The organism is Bacteroidales bacterium, assembly GCA_035647615.1.
Classification (GTDB): Bacteria; Bacteroidota; Bacteroidia; order Bacteroidales; family 4484-276; genus SABY01.
In genome coordinates, this window is sequence record DASRND010000029.1 from 24,131 (window position 1) to 41,975 (window position 17,845).

Sequence of the window (17,845 nt, forward strand, 5' to 3'; positions counted from 1 at the left end):
CCCCGACAACTTTTCTTTAATCATCAAACAAATCGAACTTGATTCCTTGTGCCAGCGGAAGTTCTTTGCTGTAGTTGATGGTGTTGGTTTGGCGGCGCATGTAAGCTTTCCAGGCATCGGAGCCTGACTCACGGCCACCGCCGGTTTCTTTTTCACCACCAAAAGCTCCTCCGATCTCGGCACCGTTGGTAGCAATGTTTACGTTGGCTATGCCACAATCGGAGCCGACATGTGATAAAAAGAGTTCCGTTTCGTGAATGTTCTTGCTAAAGATGGCCGACGAGAGTCCTTGTGGTACGCTGTTGTGCAGCGCTATGGCTTCCTCGATGGTTTTGTATTTGATAAGATAAAGCAGTGGTGCAAAGGTCTCTTCCTGCACTATTTCCCAATGGTTTTCTACTTCGGCAATGGCGGGTCGCACATAGTATCCCGACGGATATTCGCTATTATCGAGCACTTCGCCACCATAAATTATTTTGCCACCGGCTTTTGTCACTGCTTCCTGCGCCATCACAAAAGTTTCTACAGAGGCTTTATCTATAAGCGGCCCGACGTGTGTGCTTTCATCCAGCGCATGGCCAATTTTCAATTGATTATAAACTCTGATAAGTTTTTCTTTAAAAAGATCATAAACCACTTCATTGATGATCAGCCGGCGGGTGGAGGTGCAGCGCTGACCGGCAGTAGCAGTGGCGCCAAAGATAGATCCACGCAATGCCAGGTTCAGGTTGGCATATTGTGAAATTATAATGGCGTTGTTGCCGCCGAGTTCCAGAATGGTTTTGCCCAGACGTGCGCCTACAATATTATTTACACGTTTGCCCACGCGTGTGCTGCCCGTTACCGAAACGAGCGCTATGCGTCGATCTTTCAGAAAGTCGTCGCCCACATATTTGGAGCTTGAGGCTACCAGACTGAGCACGCCTTCGGGCAGGTCGTTTTCACGCATTACTTTTTCGATGATATTGTGGACGGCAATTGCGCTAAGCATCACTTTCGACGAAGGTTTCCACAGCACTAAGTTGCCGGCGATGAGTGCAATCATTGCATTCCAGGCCCACACGGCTACCGGGAAATTAAAAGCGGAGATCACGCCCACGATTCCCAGCGGGTGATACTGGTCGAACATGCGGTGCATATCGCGTTCGCTGTGCATGGTGTATCCGTATAGCTGCCGCGACTGCCCCACGGCGAAGTCGGCAATGTCGATCATCTCCTGCACTTCGCCCAGCCCTTCCTGATAAACTTTTCCCATCTCGTATGATACCAGCCGACCCAGTGCCTCTTTGTTGCGGCGCAGTTCGTTACCAATCTGGCGCACTATTTCGCCACGCTTTGGCGCCGGCACCATTCGCCATATTTTAAAAGCCTCTTGCGCTTTAGCAACTACATTTTCGTAGTCGTCCCAGGTAGCCTGGCGGATGCCGGCAATGCGCCGGCCGTCGTTGGGTGAGAAGGATTCGAGCACGTCGCCATGTGTGGTTACCCAACCGCGGCCGGTATGCAATCCATTATTAATATCAGTAATCCCAAGCTCTTTAAGCGTTTCTTTGATGTTGTAATCTTTCATTTTCTACTTTTTATCTTCTAATGATTTATTATTGACTTTGTAATACACTAAACTCAAAACTAACCAAAAAGATTAATGGTAGCCCAAATTTTCTCAAAATAGTTTTTGGAAATGCTTTCCTGCAAAGGAAAAACGAAAATTGATTTTCTGTCAGGAAAGTCGGTTTGGTGAGGCTTTCCCGATGAATGACAACGGTCTATTCTATTTTTTCGAGTTCGTGCAAAGTATCGCGGAAAGTATCGAAGGCTTCGGCCACCACTTCATCTACGCGACTGTGGAAGCGGTCGAAGGCGGTGGTGAGCGCTTTGCCTTGTGGCGAAAGCTCCGACATGCCACCTTCTTTGCCGCCACGGCTTTTGTTGAGCAGCGGAAAGCCAAGTTGCTGTTCAATTTTTTTCAGGTCGCCCCAGGTGCGGCGGTAGGTGAGTCCGAGCTTTTGGCAGGCACCCGTTAGCGTGCCTTCCTGTTCCACGGCTTTCAGGATTTTCCATTTGCCGTCGCCCAGGATGCCCTGACCATCCGGGGCTTCGAGCCACATCTTATGATGCAACAAGATATCTTCGATGTTTACTTTTTGATTTGCTGGCATAACTGATTGGTTAATGCTATTTGTAATTGACATTTAATTTTCATCAGATTCTCCTGATTATTAAAACCAGAAAAAACAAAGATAAAAAAACCGTGTATAGTCTTTACTTTTCAATAGCTCAGGCCGCCAGCTGACGGACGGGGGTTTTTAATCCTTCAATTCAATCGCTTACTAAAAGGACAAACACTAATTAAGCGGGTTTGCCGTCATTTTTATGGTGTAGCGAAATTTTATGGTGAAGTCGAGTGGCGCTGTGTTGCAGGCGTTGGTGTAAGTAAGTTTAAAGCTGTGCGGGTTGTTTTTTATCAGCTCCTCCATGCGGTCGAGGCCGCCTTGCTGCACTGCCAAACTTTGAGGATTGTTGACCAGTTGGCTTAGATTCACATCCGCAAGGTTGGCGATGGTGGCCATTCCCTGATCTGTGAGGTCGGAAACCTGCAGGTGTGCTTCGATAATTTTTTGGTCTTCGGCACCCTGGTGCATCGTTAGCCAATACGTTACGTCAGTGATCTCGATAGATTTGATTTTGTTGCCGTAATCATTGATAATTGAACTTTTTTCAGCCATATCCACCGCTTCCACAATGGTGCTTAAGGTGTCGGTGGTGTAAATGGTAAATTCGTTTTCGAAGGTAAAAGTTTCGCTAATGTCGAGCAGATCACTTTCGCAGCTTTGTAGCCAAAGCATTGCTGTTGCCGCAAACATCATCAGGAGAGTTGGTTTGAAAAATTTCGTCATTGTTTAAGTTTTAGAATTTATAAAAAGAGATGCAAGTATAAAACTTTTTTACGGAAAGAGCTGGGCGCAGGACGCAAAGAGCGTGGCGCATGGCGCATGGCGCAAAGAGCATGGCGCAAAGAGCGTGGTGCAAAGAGCGTGGTTCGGGCTGTTGACTGCCGCCTGAGGACTGCCGACTGTTTTCTCAGATTATCGTATCATTTTCGGAGAGATAGTATTGGATAGCGTCGGCAATGGATTCTTCGCTGATTTTCTCGAATGGTATGTTCGCTTCTTCGAGTGAAGCAATCATGTTTTCGCCGATATTTCGCACCAGCATTACCTTGCAATCGCCAAGTACTTCGGTGAGTTCGTGGTGGCTGTTTTCATCGTCAGTGCAGATCGGATTGGGACGAAATTCCAGATGGCTGATGCTGTTGTTGGCGATGGTGGCTACAGCAAAAAAAGTAGCTTCATCAGCGTGGGCATCTACATGGTTTTTGTCGGAGGTCGGAATGGCTATTTTTATCATGATGTATCAAAAGATTATGTGTGATTTATTTTGATAACAAACACAAAGGGAAAAGAGTTTTTGAGTAACGCCTGTCTTTAAGCGAAATTTTCACCGCTGAAGTTAGATACTTCTTGAAAACCTGTGGAGGCATTTTGCTCGTTTGGTTAGCTTTGCACATTCATCAATAGAACATAAATTGGAAAAGCATCTTCTTAGCAAATCAACTTTTATTCGTGGGGTACAGTGCAACAAATCGTTGTATCTGCACAAGCACCGCCCTTTCCTGCGCGACAGGCTCTCACCCGAACAACTCGCCCGTTTTAGCCGTGGCACCAATGTGGGTTTGCTGGCACAAAATCTTTTTCCCGGAGGCATCGACTGTAAACCTGGCTCCCCGCGCCAATATGCAAAATCGCTGGAAAAAACCCAACAGATTGTTCAGGAGGCTTCCGCCAATGTTATCTACGAAGCCGTTTTTCAACACCAGCAAGTGCTCATTATGCTCGATGTGCTGGTGCACGAAAATGGAAGTTGGAATGCCTATGAAGTGAAGAGTTCACTGAAGATTTCCGAAACATTTTTGCTGGATGCAGCCCTGCAATATTACGTGATGAAGGGCGCCGGGCTGGCGTTAAACAAATTTTTTCTGGTTCATCTCAACCCCGATTATGTCCGCGACAGCCAGCTTGATCTGCACCAATTGTTTACTAAAACCGACGTTACCGATCAGGTGCTGCAGCGGCAGTCATTTATAGCACAAAAGATCGGCGAGCTGATTGGGGTGGTGGCGCTCACCAAATCTCCCGGAATCCCTATTGGTACCCATTGCAACAATCCATATCCCTGCGATTTCATAGGTCATTGCTACAAAAATGTTCCGGCTGGTTCCGTTTTGGAACTAACCCTTTGGAGTGATGAAGAAAAGTTTGCAATGTATTATGCAGGGACGATAGCGCTTGCTGATATTAATAACACAACAGAACTGAGTCAGGCGCAGCAAATCGAGCTGCATTGCCGGCAAGAGGGTCGCGAGCATTTCGACACCGGCGGGTTAAAAGATTTTTATAATAAAATTTCTGATGCTCCGGTATTTTTCAGTTTGTTGAGCCATCGGCAGGCAGTGCCGGCATGGAAAGGTTACAGGCCTTACGACCAGCTTCCTCTTTCGGCAAGTTTTGGTAATGGAAATAAAAATTCAACTTTTGTTAATGATTCTCTGGATGCCCCAGACGAACATTTCTTCGATTTTCTGCAACCGCTCATCGCCAGCGGAAAAAGTGTTGTGGTTTTCGATGCTGCCAGATTCCGGGAATTGTTGCAACGAATGGCCCACCGCCACAGCAAAATGAAGTCGGATGTCGAAACTTTTGCCGCGCGCATCATCGATTTCAAAGAGGTGTTTTCACAAATGCTTTATTACAATCCACACGCTGGTCAGGACTTTTCGTTACTGCAACTTTCAAAGAATCTTTTTGGCAACAGCCACCTCACCAATGTTCCTTTTGCCAGCGATGCACTCGCTACCGACAGGTATCTCAAAGCTGATAAACCCATGCCGGAAGCTACCACGCAAATGCTTGAAGGCTATAGCTATGGGCTGCAGAACATGACAGAAGCTTTTTATAAATATCTAAAAGAGAAATATTAAATGATGACTATTCACGACCTTGTGCTCAAAAGCCGCTCCTGCCGCCGGTTTAAAGAGCAGGAGCCCATAAGCCGGCAGCAACTTGTCGATTTGGTAGAGCTGGCACGGCTCTCACCGTCAGGAGCCAATTTGCAACCGCTCAAATACATGCTTTCGTATGAGTCCGATTCCAACCAAAAGATTTTCGATTGCGTGAAGTGGGCAGCTTATTTCAAAGAATGGAAAGGGCCGCAACCCGGCGAACGCCCTGCAGCATACATTATCATGCTGGCAGATAACAATTTACGCGCCGAATCATGCCACGACCAGGGAATTGCAGCACAAAGCATTATGCTTGGCGCCACCGAAATGCGGCTTGGCGGCTGCATGATTGCCAATATCAACCGAAGCCAGCTTCAGCAAGCTTTCAATATTCCGCAACACCTGCACATCGCTCTGGTGCTCGCCCTGGGTGTGCCTGCCGAAACCATTGTCATCGACGAGATTAAAGATAACAACATCCGCTATTGGCGCGACAGCGACGGGGTGCATCATGTTCCCAAAAGAAAAATTGAGGATCTTATTATTATTTAAAAAAAATAGGAAATTAATGGTTTTAACGGCAGAGGCGGAGAGGTGCAGAGATTAAAAAAGATTTTTCTTTTCCTCTGCGTCTCTCCGCCTTTGCGGTTTTTCTTTTATTACTAAGTCCTACTCCGTCTTCACGGCAAGCTCAACTACCTGAATGATTTCGATGAGGTTGTAGGTTGCGTCGTATTTTCCGAGGTAGGCAATCAGATTGCAGTGCTCTATGTTCCAGTCGGGGTTGACGGTGTAATTGTAACGTTTGGTATAAATTTCGCCGGAAACAAGTCCGGTACTCTCAGTAACATATTCCCCGTAAGTGCCGTTGATGGCGTCGCGCAGCACGTTGTGATGCACATAGTTCATCAGCGTGTCAGCACCAATTTGTGGCTTATTGTTGAGCTGCGGCGAAATAATGCTGTCTTCAACCAAATAAACAGCCAGCCTATACTCTCCGACAGTTTCGACGAGAAACTCTGTTTCGACTGCAATTGTTACGGTGCTGAGTTTGGGAAACCACGTGCTGACAAGCTTCAGGTTGGCAACGTTGGGTTTGGCCAGCTCGTCAGTAACCATCCCTTCCCAGTCTCCTTTAAGAATCGTATACATCCCCTGTTTTTTCACACGATCGATCATCGCAGAGGGATAAGCCCAAATTCCGAAATCAAGATTTAGCTTGTTGCCCACCGTACTTCTAAAATCAGTATTGAAGCATGTGTTGAGTTGAGGCTCTGCAAAGTTGCCGGAGTGCACGTTGTAGATGATCAGCCGGTGGTCGAGGGAAGCCGCCAGTTGGTGCACCATCAGCGAAGCTTCCGGGCAGTTTACACACCGGTGCCCGGTAAACTCTTCTAGCAGCACCTGACGCAGGGTGGTGCTTATCGAATCTTTAAAAAACAAAGTGTCGTCAGGGTTTTCAGGATAAATTTTGTGGTCGACAACTTTTATCGGCTCGTCGATTTTTTCGCACGACATCCAGCCAAACGAACCGATGGCGAAGGCGAGCACTATGGTGAAGAAAAATTTCCTTGTCATAATTAACAATGTTTTATTGTTTTAAAACGAACTGGTGATGGTGAGGGTAAGACCGGTAGAGGCCGGCACATAGCGGCATACGCCACCCACACAAAGCAATCCTTCGCGCTGGCGTCCGTAGCGCAGCGAAAAACGGTTGGATTTCTGGGTGTATCCAAAAGAGACATTATAATAATGTAGCTGTTTGTCGTTCACCGGATTTCCATAATTAAATTCATCCTGGATACTAAAAAACCAGGTCGGCGACACGTTGTATTCGAGCAACAGCGCCAGCCAGTCGCCATCGTCTTCTTTTGTAAAGAGGCCTTGCAACTCGGCGCGCAGCGAATTGCGACTGTCGAATTTGTAGGTAACATCCAGCACGCCAATGTTGGCATACACCATATTGCCGTCGTCGTAGATGTTGTCTTCGATCACATGCAGGTTATAAGTTTGATGAAAATAGGCAGCTTTGGCTTTTACTTTAGGGCTAAATTTCTTGTCGATGCTCAGGTTCAAATCCTGATAATAGGTAAGATCGCCCACCGAGAAGAAATTGCTTTCGTAGCCTTTGGTGCCAGTGATGCCGCCGGTAACGTCGGAGTATATCGAATCCTTCTCGATCGACTTGGTCAGCGCGTAGTTAAAGGTAAGTGTGGTACCATATTTTCCGCCGAGAGTCGATTTTTTAGGGATGGTGTAGATCACCTGTCCCTGCAATCCAAACTCGCCATTGGGCTGGGTTGCATAAGGATACATGGTGGCCATGCTGTATTGGTGCTCCTTGCTGATGGCCGGCAGGTAGTTGATGTCGAGCATGGCGGGGTTTCCCGATTCGCTGAGCTTGGATTTGTAGCTCATGTTATCAATCCATTTGGTGGCCAGGAAAATTCCAAGCCCTTTGGTGCTGTAGGAAAGCGTCGAATAGAGTGCAGAGCCTTTCCGGTAAATGTAGTCGTTGGTAGCATTCGGGTCGGCATCTTTGCGGGCATATTCGCCATAAAAGTTGAAGCCGCCATGGGCAATGTTGGCGCGCGCTGCCCAAGAGGCCACATTGTGTGGGATGGTCATTTCGTAGGTTGTCGTTTCGATCCACTGCACCGAGTCGCGCAAAAATTCGCGGTTGCGGGTATAAAAAACATTGCCTGTCTTTTCGTACTTGCTCACGAAGCTGCCGCCCAGAGAAATCTTGGTTTTTGCGTCGGCCATTCTGTCAAACATTTCGTTTAGATAGAAATCACCGTCGAAACCTTTCACGATGCCGCGGTTACCTGCTTCGTAAGGCTCCCAGAAGTAGCGCTGTGTTCCTACAAGTCCTTTTAGCATTACCCCTTTGTAGGGCGAAAAATGCGCATTAAAACCATAAAAGTTGTTGTCGTATCCGAGGGTCCATTCCTCCCAGCCGCGCAACAGCAGGCCGCTGCCAAATTGCTCATAAAAGTGGCCGGCAGTCATCTCCAGTGTTCCTACTTTGTATTTGGCAAACCAATAGGGAACGCCTACGCCTTCGTAGCGGTCGTCGAAGCCGAGCATCGGGTTCAGGTAACCCTCAAAGCGCAGCCCTGCCGAGAAGTCGCCGTTGGTGTAAATAACGTTGGAGAAGGCGTTAAGCCCAAATTTGCGGTAGTTGAGCAGCGAGTCGGTGATGCCCAGCTTGTCGTCTTCGCTGTAGTATTGGGCGTCGATTTGCACGTTACCGTTGACGTGACCATTCTGAATAAAATTCTGTGCGCGGGCGGCCAGCGTTGTCATCATCAACAAAGCCACCATAGCGCTTACGTGTAGGTTTTTCAAGATAATGTAGTTTTTGATTGGCTGTGAATGATCAGGAGCATTTAGTCGATTTTTTTACCGGCGGCTACTTTTTTCACTATTTCAATATATTGCTGTTCGTCGCCTTCCAGATAGCCGATGTGTTGCCACACCACGTCACCTTGGCCATTGAGGATAAAAGTATGGGGCGGGATGTTAACGTTCATGGCGCGTTTCAGTTCGCCATTGGGGTCGAGCAGCACATCAAATTCCCAGCTTTTACCATTTACCGTGGGCAGCACGTTTTTGCTCGAACGGGCGTTGTCGATGGAAATCGCGTACAATTTTACGCCAGTTTCGTCCACCCAGTCTTCGTACACTTCGTTGATGGCGTCGTGCTCTTTCATGCAGGGTTTGCACCAGGTAGCCCAAAAAGTGATAATTACCGGCTTGCCATCGTTCGTAATTTGTTTGGTATTAAAAGGCGCGCCCTGCACCGTTTGTATGTTAACTTCGGGAAGTGAGAACAGCGCTTTGGTTTCTGACTGGCTGTAGCCAAAAGTCACAAACAATAAAGCAGCAATAAGAAATACGTAGTTTTTCATAATTTATAGAATATTAGCTGTAAATTTTAGAGTGGCAAAAATAGGTTTTTATGACAATAGCAATCTTACAAGATATAAGTTTCCAATAATTTAGAATCTGTCGAAGGGTGCAAATCAATGCGGTTGATTACGTTTGGGATGAGCACGCATTCTCCCATTTTGAGGGTAAGGCTGCCATCGGGATATACCAGCGTGAGGTGGCCGGCAACGCAGGTATAAATCACAAATGAATCGAGCTCCTCGTAGTTTTTCATCAGTGGCTTGTCGATGTGCAGTAGGTTGGTAGTAAAAAATTCTCCTTTCACCACCTCCACAGTTTCATTTTTGGTGTCAGCATATTGGCTTTTGTAATCATCATACACATTGTAGTCGATGGCTTCGAGGGCTTCTTCGGTGTGCAGCTCGCGTGGATGGCCATTTTTATCGATACGATCCCAGTCGTAGATGCGGTAAGTAACGTCGCTGGTTTGTTGTATCTCGGCAAGCAGAATTCCCGGTCCCAGCGCATGCACACGGCCGGCGGGCATGTAGTAAACTTCGCCGGCCTGCACCTTTTCTACATTCAAAATTTCTTTAAGCGTTTTATTATTAAGATGATCGAGATAGATTTTCTGGTTTACCTTTTGGCCAAATCCGCTGATCAATTCAGCATCTTGGTTCGCGCTGATGATGTACCACATCTCGGTTTTGCCGTTGGCCAGCCCGCGTTTATGCGCCAGCGCATCATCGGGATGCACCTGTATGCTCAGGTAGTCGGCGGCATCGATAAATTTTACCAGGATCGGAAACTCGTTTTCATATTTTTGATACACCTTTCCGCCCACCAGATCGTCCATGTACACTTCCACCAGCTCATTGAGTTCGTTGCCGGCCAAAAATCCATCGGCAACCACTGTTTCATCGCCGGCAACACCCGACAGTACCCAGGCTTCACCACAACTTTCTATTCCTTTGCAATCCATTTGCAATGCATCTTTAATTTTGTGGCCACCCCAGATTTTCTCGCGGTAGCGTGGCTTGAACTTTAGCGGATAGAGCTTGTTCATTTTTTCTTATTTTTTGTTTACAAAAAGATTTTTTCTTAATGAATATTTCAAACGATGACTTGCGTCAAATAATTGCCTTTCGGTACCTGCTGCACCAGCACCCTGAACTATCAGGAAAAGAGACCGAGACCGCCAAAAGGATCAAGGAGTATCTTGCAAAATTCAATCCCGATCAAATTTATGAAGGACTTGGTGGCGCCGGACTGGCTGCCGTTTACAAAGGAAATGCCAAAGGCCCCACGGTTTTGTTGCGTGCCGATATGGATGCATTGCCTATCGACGAAACCAACGATTTTGATTATAAATCGAAAAACAAAGGTGTAGCGCACAAGTGCGGTCACGACGGCCATTCCGCAATACTTTCTGGGGTGGCGCTGGCATTGCATCAGCAGCGCCCTGCCCGTGGGCGTGTGGTGTTGCTGTTTCAGCCTGCCGAAGAAACTGGCCAGGGAGCCAGACGGGTAATCGACGACCCGCAATTTGCGGAGCTGCAGCCGGATTATGCGTTTGCTTTGCACAATCTGCCTGGCTTTGCCGCTGGTAGCGTGGTGGTGCGCGACAACCATTTTGCAGCAGCAAGCAAAGGAATGATCATCCGGCTCACCGGCAAAACTTCGCATGCCGCCAATCCTGAGCATGGCATCAGTCCGGCAATGGCGGTTGCTGATATTATAAAAGGGCTTACGAAACTTTCGATGGAAAAAGACGGGTTTCAGGATTTTAAACTTGTCACCGTCATCCACACGCGGCTGGGTGAAATAGCTTTTGGCACCACGCCCGGCTATGCCGAAGTAATGGCTACGCTGCGTAGCTTTCGCAACGACGACATGCAGCGGCTTACCAATAAAGCTGTAGATATTGCCGAAAAGGCAGCAGACCAATATCGCCTGCAAGAAAAGATAGAATGGCGTGAGGAATTTCCTGCTACCGTTAACCATCCTGAATGCGTGGAATTAATCCGGCAAACGGCTACTGGAAATAATTTGAAAATTGTGGAGCCTGAAACGCCTTTCCGCTGGTCAGAAGACTTTGGATATTTTACTTCCAAATACAATGGCGCTCTGTTTGGCATTGGCTCCGGCGTGAAGCATCCCGATTTGCATCATCCCGACTACGACTTTCCCGACAAGATAATTCCACAGGCCATAGCCATGTTCGATGGTATCATCCGAAATATTTTGGGTTGAAAAAAGCCATGGAGGCATTTTCGGGGAAATTCCAAAAGCCAATAATTCAAATCACAAACAGCCTCCTTTTTGTCTATTACACCAAAAATCTCAATAACCAAAACTAAGAGCGTTTTGGTTATTGAGATTTATTTGGAAATTGCGTATTAAAATTTTGTTTTAGATGTGACTATGCTTTTCCAAAAAGCTTGCTGATGATGGACTTTTTCCCTTCTTTTTCGTCTTCCGAATAATAGCCGTATCCATACCCATAGCCGTATCCATATCCATAGCCGTAGCCATATCCGTAGCCATATCCATACCCATAGCCGTAGGAGCCTTTGCCCAGTTTTACGTCGTTGATAAGGATGTACATATTGGGCAACTTGCGGTTTTCGATATCTTTTATAATCGATTCAAAAATTTTCTTGTTGGTGTAGTTCTGACGCACCAGGAAAAGGTTGGCGTCGGTGTACTTCATCAGAAGGAAAGCATCGGTAACCAGACCTACCGGCGGCGTGTCGATGATTACAAAGTCATATTCTTCCATCACGCGTTTCATCAGCTCGTCGGTTTTGGCTGAAGCGATAAGCTCGGCAGGGTTGGGCGGCACAGGTCCGGCCATGATGATGTCGAGATTCTTCACCGGTGAGGTTTGAACGATATCTTCAAAAGAGCTCTTATTGATAAGGTAGGAGCTGATCCCTTCGGTATTGGTGAGGCCAAAGTCCTGATAAATTTTGGGCTTGCGCAGGTCGAAACCCATCAACAGGGTTTTTTTATCATACATGGCAAAGATGGAAGCGATGTTCATAGCAACAAACGTCTTGCCGGCGCCCACCATGTCGGAAGTTACGAGAATCACCTGCTTTTCCTTGCCCTTGGTGAGATACTGCAGGTTGGTTCGGATAGAGCGAAACGACTCGGCAATACTAGACTTGGGCGACTCACTCACTACGATCGCCGACTCTTTGCTGTTGTGAATCACATGCCCGACAATAGGCACATTGGTGATCTTTTCGATGTCTTTACGTTCGATGATTTTATCATTAAAATAGTCCTTGCCCAGAATGTAAGCTACCGGCAGCAATAAGCCCAGCACCAGCGCTATAAGGTAGTTGAGGCTCTTCTTGGGGAAAACTTGTTCGCCGCTACGGGCATTATCAACAATCTCGTTGTCGGGCAGGTTGCTGGCCTTGGCTATTTGTGCTTCGGATCGTTTCTGCAGCAGGAAAGTGTACAGCGCATCGTTGAGTTTGTATTTTCGCTGAATGCCCACCAGGCGACGCTGGGTTTGGGGCAGGCGGTTCATTTCCCGGTTGAGCAATGCTATGCGGCCGTCGATGTCCTGGATAGAAATTTCGGAAGTAACAACAATGTTCTGAATGTTTTCAAGAATGGTTTTTTTGGTGGTGCGGATTCGCTGATCGATGGCTGCTACCTGCGGGTTTTTCTCCGATGAGTTGTATAGGATGGTGGCACGTTGGGCATAAAGGTCAGCCATGCCACTGATGAGCTGTGTGAGCAATGGGTCTTCGATGCCCATCGACGAAGGAATGACGATGTCGTCGATATTTTCCTGGTTTTTCTTTAAATAATCCTGCAGGTTGCGATAATATTTGGCCTTGACGATGAGCTGCGCTTTCTGATCCTGGTATTGCTTCATGCTCTCAAACACTTGAGCCGATTTGAAATCCATATCCATAAACTCATTGCTCACCCTGAAGTCTTGCAGCTCGCCTTCGGTGTAAGTCAGCGAGTCGGTGATATCTATAAGCTCTGAGTTAATAAAGCGAATGGTGTTCTCGGCAATCTGATTTTTCTTTTCCATGCCGCGCAGCAGATACTGGCTGGTAAGCTCGTTGAGGTAATCCGAAAGTTTTTCGGTATTGCCTCCTTTTATCGAGATCTCGATAATAGAAGCCTCGCGGTTGATGGGCTCCAGCTTGGTGCTTCTAAAGGTGGTAATCAAACTCTTGTAATCATTAAAAACAAACGACAAGTTTTGGTTGATGGCTTCCTTGTCGAAATGTTCGGTGAGATAGATGGTGAATTTAAAGAGTTTGGATTCAACCTCCTCACCAAATTTGTAGGTTTGATTTATCACGATGGGCTCGTCGACGGTGGAAAGTTCGGTGCGTTTGCCAAAACTGTACAGCGAGGCGTTTTCGGCCTGCAGCATCAGTTGGTAGGCAGAGTTGCTGAGTATGCTGATGCTGAACTTTACATTGGTCGGCTGCACGTGTGCGGTATCCATTATTACCTCAAAAGGCGACGTTTTGTACAATTCGCTTGTGATAAAATTATCTTCTTTAAAATAGGATACTTCAAAGTTCAGGTTATCGATGGTGCGCGAAGCCATTGCATAGGAGTTGATGACCCCCATTTCGTTTTGCAGGTTTTGCTGGTTGTTTACGATGCCAAGGCCGATCAGATTCTGCCCGGCTTTGTCGTCCTTAATCAGCACGGTGGTCTTTACCTCATACACCGGCTTGGTGTATTTATTAAAAAGAAAAGCGATCACCAGAGCTACAAAAATGGTAAGAGCAAAGAAATACCAGTATCTGAAAAACTTGATAAATAACAGTTTGATGTCGATCGATTCTTCCTGAGTCGATAATTGGCTGTTGAGATTAGTTTCCACTTATTGTATTAGTTTGATTGGAAAAAATTAATAAGAAGCAGCGTGGTGGAGATGGTCGAAAATACCAGTGCGTAAGGGAATTGGCTGAACGCAAAGTTTTTGCCTTTTACCGGCGGCACGTAAATAACGTCGTTGGGTTGTATGATGTAATATTCGCTGCCAAAGATTGATAAATCGTTCAGATTTATTTTTTTAGTTTTAATGCCATCGGGGTTTTCACGTATTATTATCACCTCGTTGCGGCGGGCAAAGTCGGTCATATCGCCGGCCATGGCAATCGCATCAAAAATGGTTACCTGATTCTGATAGATACTCACTTGTCCGGGTCGTTTCACCTCGCCCAGCGCCGAAATTTTAAACAGCGCCAGCCGCACCACTACCGTCGATTCCTTGATGTAATCTTTCACGATTCCCGAGATCAGGTCTTTGGCCTCCTCCACGCTCAGGTCTTTCACATAGATGCTTCCCACATAAGGAAAGTCGATGAAGCCTTTGTCGTTTACCAGATAGCTGTTCAGGTAAATGCCCGCATCAGTGTAATAGTTGTTGCTAGTTCTGTTGCCTTCTTCTGCAAAAATGTTTTCAGAGACGGCCATCACACTATTCACCTTTATGTACAGGTTGTCACCAGCCTGAATACGGTAGGTGGTAAGATTCAGATTCTTAAAATGGGTGCGGGCGGTATCACCTTTACTAACTTCCTGTCGCAGGTATTCGATGCGTTTCATCGGGATACACGACGAGAAAAACAGTGACCCCGTTAAAAGCAAAACGAGGACACGAAAAATATAGAACATTGGTTTTTTCATCACTTAGGACTTTAGCAGCTTGTTCGTCATTGTATAAAATGAGCGCAAAAATAGGTTATTTTATCAAAGGCAGTAATTTATTTACCCTTTGGCTCACTGGTTTCCTTATTACGATTTATGTGCAAAAATATTATCAGTAATTTTGCAACAAAATTAACGCAAGAGCAACCAACGTTATGAGCAACAAATTGATGGACCCCATCGGCAAGCTAATGGGACTGCGCTACAAATCACATCCGTGGCATGGTGTGGATATTGGCGATAATGCCCCCGAAATTGTAACCTGTTTTATCGAAATGGTTCCTACCGACACGGTGAAATACGAAATCGATAAAGTGTCGGGTTATTTGAAAATAGACCGGCCACAAAAGTATTCCAATGTCATCCCCGCCTTGTATGGTTTCATTCCGCAAACTTTCTGCTGGGATAAAGTAGCAGAATATTGTATGGAAAAAACGGGTCGTACCGACATTACAGGCGACCGCGACCCGCTCGATATCTGCATCCTCACCGAGAAAACCATTGCCCATGGCGACATACTGGTGCAGGCGCGTCCTATTGGTGGATTCAGGATGATAGACGACAGCCAGGCCGACGACAAAATTGTGGCGGTGCTGGCCGACGATGCCGTCTATGGCGGATACAATGACATGGGCGATTGCTCTCTGATGGTCATCGACCGGCTAAAACATTATTTCCTCACTTATAAAGATTTGCCCGGCCGCCAGCGCGACGCTGAGATCACCCATACTTACGGCATAGAGGAAGCCCATGAAGTAATTGTCCGCAGCATGACCGACTACCAGCAGAAATTCGACCACCTGCGATCCATGCTTTCTAACGTGTAACCAGCGGAGCACAATAAAAAATCCCTGTCACAACTGGGCAACAGGGATACAAGTAATCCTCCTTCATAAACGGTGGTGGGCAAAGTAACGTAAAAATTTTAATACACAACCATTTTTTAGATTATTTTTTTAATTTAGGGTACGATTGGAAATTAATAAAAATAGATTGATAGTGAACCGCGACGAAATTCTTGCCGAATTATCATCCTACAGCAGCAGCGGCTTCGACCGCATGGAGCTGCTCAAGAGTTATCCCGAACCCGTAGCAAGATATTTCCGTCATCATCTGCCGCAGGGTATTCCGGGAGGAACGCTCATAAGCACGCGCCTTCGTGGCATCATCAAGTTGGTAAACTGGTCCAACTTTAAATCGACACTTTACACACATCCTTTCAAAGGTTTCTATTGGGAAGCCACGGTACATATGGGCATTTTGCCGATAAAAGGATATGATTATTTTGTTAAAAATACCGGTGCCATGCAGTGGCGGATGTTTCGAGTAATACCGGTAATGAAATCTGATGGCGCCGACGTAAGTCGCTCTGCCGAAGGGCGCGCCCGGCTTGAAAGCGTTTTTGCACCGCATTTGCTCATCGACCCCGCCGTAATATGGGAAGTCGTGGATAAGAATCATATTACCGCCCAATGGAAAATTTACACCGAAGACCAGCCGCTGCATCTCATCATCGATGAACAGGGTGCCTTAAAAGAGGTGTGGATGAAACGGTGGGGCAACCCAGGCGAGGTGAAAACTTTTGAATACCACACTTTTGGCGGACACATCGACAAAGAGATATTATATCAAAACCGACTGATCCCACACAAAGGTTCGATAGGCTGGTGGTATAGTGAGAAGGGGTGGGACGATGGCGAATTTTTTAGATTTGAAGCCTATTAATGTAGATTGATCATCATGCATTTTTATTACGACGTACATACACATAGCAATAAAAGTCCCGAAAACGTGGTGCAGGTGCGAAGTCTTTTCCATGACCAGTTGCAACTAATCCAGGACTTGCCAGATGTGTGGTACGCGGTGGGATGGCATCCCTGGCATGTCGATGCCGAAAGTTCTGATGAAATATTTTCATTGCTCGAAAAGGTAATTCGAAATGAAAAGGTGATTTCTTTGGGCGAAACAGGCCTCGACCGAAGCATCAAAATTCCGATAAATCTTCAGGAAAATATTTTCTCCCGACATCTTTCTCTGGCCGAAAAAGCCTACATGCCTGTGATCGTCCATGCAGTAAAATCCTATCCCGATATCATCCGGGTTTACAAAGAAGCTAAAGTGGATATTCCATTGATAATTCATGGCTTCAGGGGCAATCTGCAGTCAGCGGAGCAGCTCCTCAGGCATGGTTTTTACCTCTCATTTGGTGAAGCTTTATTAAAACAAAACTCCAGGCTGGAACAAGTTTTTCAAAATATTCCGTTCGGACAATTGTTTCTGGAAACTGACGACACCGACACCGACATCAGGAAATTGTATGAGAAGGCTGCTGTACTGCGTAATTTGGAACCTGAGAAGTTGATGGAAACTATCGGGAGTAATTTTAAAAACTGTTTTGGTAAATGATTCAATCTGACGAAAACTGGCGCAGCCGCACAGGGTTGCTACTTGGGGAGGAAAAGCTGGAGCGGCTGCAGCACAGTCATGTGTTGGTGGCCGGCCTGGGAGGCGTGGGCGCCTTTGCTGCCGAACAGTTGTGCCGTGCAGGAGTTGGCAAGCTCACCATTGTGGATGGCGACAGTGTGGCGCCCAGCAATCGCAACCGTCAGTTGCTCGCGCTCGCCAGCACACAAGGCCAGCGCAAGGCACAACTCATGGCCATGCGACTGCGTGATATCAATCCCGATGTGGAGCTTGTTGTTGTTGATGAATTTATAAAAGACCAACGAACAAACGAGTTGCTTAGTCATCCATACGATTATGTGATCGATGCTATCGATACGCTCTCGCCCAAGGTGTTTTTTATCCTGGCGGCTTTGCGCAACAACCTCCCTTTGGTAAGTTCTATGGGCGCGGGGGGTAAGTTAAACCCGGCCATGATTACCGTGGCTGATATCTCCGAAACTTCCGGCTGCAAGCTGGCTTTCTACATTCGTAAGCGCCTGCAGAGATTCGGTGTCAAAGAGGGTTTCCAGGCAGTATTTTCGCCGGAAACGGTCGATAAAAGTGCTGTCAAACCCGTTGATGACGAACCCAACAAAAAAACCACCGTCGGAACCATATCCTATATGCCGGCCATGTTTGGCTGCTACTGCGCCTCGGTGGCTCTTCGCCAACTGATAGAAAAGTAGCGTCCGGCGGAATTACGAAGTAGATTTCATAGGCTGGAGTATTTTTAAGTTTGCA

At 46.7% G+C, this 17,845-nt stretch carries 17 protein-coding genes; 7 read left to right on the forward strand and 10 right to left on the reverse strand.

The window, feature by feature from the left end; genetic code table 11:
* Nucleotides 1–16 precede the first annotated feature (16 nt).
* The 4 genes from VFC92_09130 to VFC92_09145 all read right to left on the reverse strand — a co-directional run bounded on the left by VFC92_09130 (nt 17) and on the right by VFC92_09145 (nt 3,408).
* A complete protein-coding gene (locus VFC92_09130; GenBank protein ID HZK08350.1) occupies nt 17–1,570 on the reverse strand; it encodes an aldehyde dehydrogenase family protein in 1,554 nt (517 codons plus the stop codon).
* Nucleotides 1,571–1,766: 196 nt separating this feature from the next.
* The gene (locus VFC92_09135) at nt 1,767–2,159 is read right to left on the reverse strand and encodes a LysR family transcriptional regulator (protein HZK08351.1); all 393 of its coding nucleotides are present in this window, start codon (nt 2,157–2,159) and stop codon (nt 1,767–1,769) included.
* Between the two features lie 186 nt (nt 2,160–2,345).
* On the reverse strand, nt 2,346–2,897 hold the full coding sequence (locus VFC92_09140) for a hypothetical protein (protein ID HZK08352.1): 552 nt from the start codon (nt 2,895–2,897) through the stop codon (nt 2,346–2,348).
* Nucleotides 2,898–3,081: 184 nt separating this feature from the next.
* The gene (locus VFC92_09145; GenBank protein ID HZK08353.1) at nt 3,082–3,408 is read right to left on the reverse strand and encodes a NifB/NifX family molybdenum-iron cluster-binding protein; all 327 of its coding nucleotides are present in this window, start codon (nt 3,406–3,408) and stop codon (nt 3,082–3,084) included.
* A 178-nt stretch (nt 3,409–3,586) separates the two neighbouring features.
* Here VFC92_09145 and VFC92_09150 point away from each other — a divergent pair, with 178 nt between their 5' ends.
* Both VFC92_09150 and VFC92_09155 read left to right on the forward strand, forming a co-directional pair.
* Entirely contained in the window at nt 3,587–5,038 is a 1,452-nt protein-coding gene (locus VFC92_09150; protein ID HZK08354.1) for a DUF2779 domain-containing protein, read from the forward strand.
* Nucleotides 5,039–5,611: a nitroreductase family protein gene (locus tag VFC92_09155; protein HZK08355.1), complete on the forward strand. Its 573-nt coding sequence runs from the start codon at nt 5,039–5,041 to the stop codon at nt 5,609–5,611.
* Nucleotides 5,612–5,728: 117 nt separating this feature from the next.
* Here the strand turns inward: VFC92_09155 and VFC92_09160 are convergent, their stop codons facing one another.
* The 4 genes from VFC92_09160 to VFC92_09175 form a co-directional block, all read right to left on the reverse strand.
* On the reverse strand, nt 5,729–6,637 hold the full coding sequence (locus tag VFC92_09160) for an Omp28-related outer membrane protein (protein HZK08356.1): 909 nt from the start codon (nt 6,635–6,637) through the stop codon (nt 5,729–5,731).
* 21 nt (nt 6,638–6,658) lie between these two features.
* Nucleotides 6,659–8,410: a DUF6029 family protein gene (locus VFC92_09165; protein ID HZK08357.1), complete on the reverse strand. Its 1,752-nt coding sequence runs from the start codon at nt 8,408–8,410 to the stop codon at nt 6,659–6,661.
* 41 nt (nt 8,411–8,451) lie between these two features.
* Nucleotides 8,452–8,973 (reverse strand): TlpA disulfide reductase family protein, encoded by a 522-nt coding sequence (locus VFC92_09170; GenBank protein HZK08358.1) that lies wholly within the window; start codon nt 8,971–8,973, stop codon nt 8,452–8,454.
* 65 nt (nt 8,974–9,038) lie between these two features.
* A complete protein-coding gene (locus VFC92_09175) occupies nt 9,039–10,019 on the reverse strand; it encodes a type I phosphomannose isomerase catalytic subunit (GenBank protein HZK08359.1) in 981 nt (326 codons plus the stop codon).
* Nucleotides 10,020–10,057: 38 nt separating this feature from the next.
* On the opposite strand from VFC92_09175, the gene VFC92_09180 reads away from it, so the two are divergent.
* Nucleotides 10,058–11,206, forward strand: coding sequence for an amidohydrolase (locus VFC92_09180; protein HZK08360.1), 1,149 nt, complete (start codon nt 10,058–10,060; stop codon nt 11,204–11,206).
* 169 nt (nt 11,207–11,375) lie between these two features.
* Here VFC92_09180 and VFC92_09185 read toward each other — a convergent pair whose 3' ends face one another.
* Both VFC92_09185 and VFC92_09190 read right to left on the reverse strand, forming a co-directional pair.
* Complete coding sequence (locus VFC92_09185; GenBank protein ID HZK08361.1) at nt 11,376–13,829, reverse strand: polysaccharide biosynthesis tyrosine autokinase; 2,454 nt, start codon at nt 13,827–13,829, stop codon at nt 11,376–11,378.
* A gap of 8 nt (nt 13,830–13,837) precedes the next feature.
* Nucleotides 13,838–14,638: a polysaccharide biosynthesis/export family protein gene (locus VFC92_09190; protein ID HZK08362.1), complete on the reverse strand. Its 801-nt coding sequence runs from the start codon at nt 14,636–14,638 to the stop codon at nt 13,838–13,840.
* A gap of 176 nt (nt 14,639–14,814) precedes the next feature.
* Between VFC92_09190 and VFC92_09195 the strand changes: the two genes are divergently transcribed.
* From VFC92_09195 to VFC92_09210, 4 genes are all read left to right on the forward strand, one after another.
* Entirely contained in the window at nt 14,815–15,486 is a 672-nt protein-coding gene (locus VFC92_09195) for an inorganic pyrophosphatase (GenBank protein ID HZK08363.1), read from the forward strand.
* Between the two features lie 172 nt (nt 15,487–15,658).
* Complete coding sequence (locus VFC92_09200) at nt 15,659–16,384, forward strand: DUF6544 family protein (protein ID HZK08364.1); 726 nt, start codon at nt 15,659–15,661, stop codon at nt 16,382–16,384.
* Between the two features lie 15 nt (nt 16,385–16,399).
* A complete protein-coding gene (locus VFC92_09205) occupies nt 16,400–17,065 on the forward strand; it encodes a TatD family hydrolase (protein HZK08365.1) in 666 nt (221 codons plus the stop codon).
* Complete coding sequence (locus tag VFC92_09210; GenBank protein ID HZK08366.1) at nt 17,062–17,790, forward strand: tRNA threonylcarbamoyladenosine dehydratase; 729 nt, start codon at nt 17,062–17,064, stop codon at nt 17,788–17,790. The genes VFC92_09205 and VFC92_09210 overlap by 4 nt, the downstream gene beginning before the upstream one ends.
* Nucleotides 17,791–17,845: the final 55 nt, after the last annotated feature.

Coding starts and splice junctions, on each gene's coding strand:
- VFC92_09130 (HZK08350.1), bottom strand. CDS start 1,570: ATGAAAGATTACAACATCAAAGAAACGCTTAAAGAGCTTGGGATTACT.
- VFC92_09135 (HZK08351.1), bottom strand. CDS start 2,159: ATGCCAGCAAATCAAAAAGTAAACATCGAAGATATCTTGTTGCATCAT.
- VFC92_09140 (HZK08352.1), bottom strand. CDS start 2,897: ATGACGAAATTTTTCAAACCAACTCTCCTGATGATGTTTGCGGCAACA.
- VFC92_09145 (HZK08353.1), bottom strand. CDS start 3,408: ATGATAAAAATAGCCATTCCGACCTCCGACAAAAACCATGTAGATGCC.
- VFC92_09155 (HZK08355.1), top strand. CDS start 5,039: ATGATGACTATTCACGACCTTGTGCTCAAAAGCCGCTCCTGCCGCCGG.
- VFC92_09160 (HZK08356.1), bottom strand. CDS start 6,637: ATGACAAGGAAATTTTTCTTCACCATAGTGCTCGCCTTCGCCATCGGT.
- VFC92_09170 (HZK08358.1), bottom strand. CDS start 8,973: ATGAAAAACTACGTATTTCTTATTGCTGCTTTATTGTTTGTGACTTTT.
- VFC92_09175 (HZK08359.1), bottom strand. CDS start 10,019: ATGAACAAGCTCTATCCGCTAAAGTTCAAGCCACGCTACCGCGAGAAA.
- VFC92_09180 (HZK08360.1), top strand. CDS start 10,058: ATGAATATTTCAAACGATGACTTGCGTCAAATAATTGCCTTTCGGTAC.
- VFC92_09190 (HZK08362.1), bottom strand. CDS start 14,638: ATGAAAAAACCAATGTTCTATATTTTTCGTGTCCTCGTTTTGCTTTTA.
- VFC92_09195 (HZK08363.1), top strand. CDS start 14,815: ATGAGCAACAAATTGATGGACCCCATCGGCAAGCTAATGGGACTGCGC.
- VFC92_09205 (HZK08365.1), top strand. CDS start 16,400: ATGCATTTTTATTACGACGTACATACACATAGCAATAAAAGTCCCGAA.
- VFC92_09210 (HZK08366.1), top strand. CDS start 17,062: ATGATTCAATCTGACGAAAACTGGCGCAGCCGCACAGGGTTGCTACTT.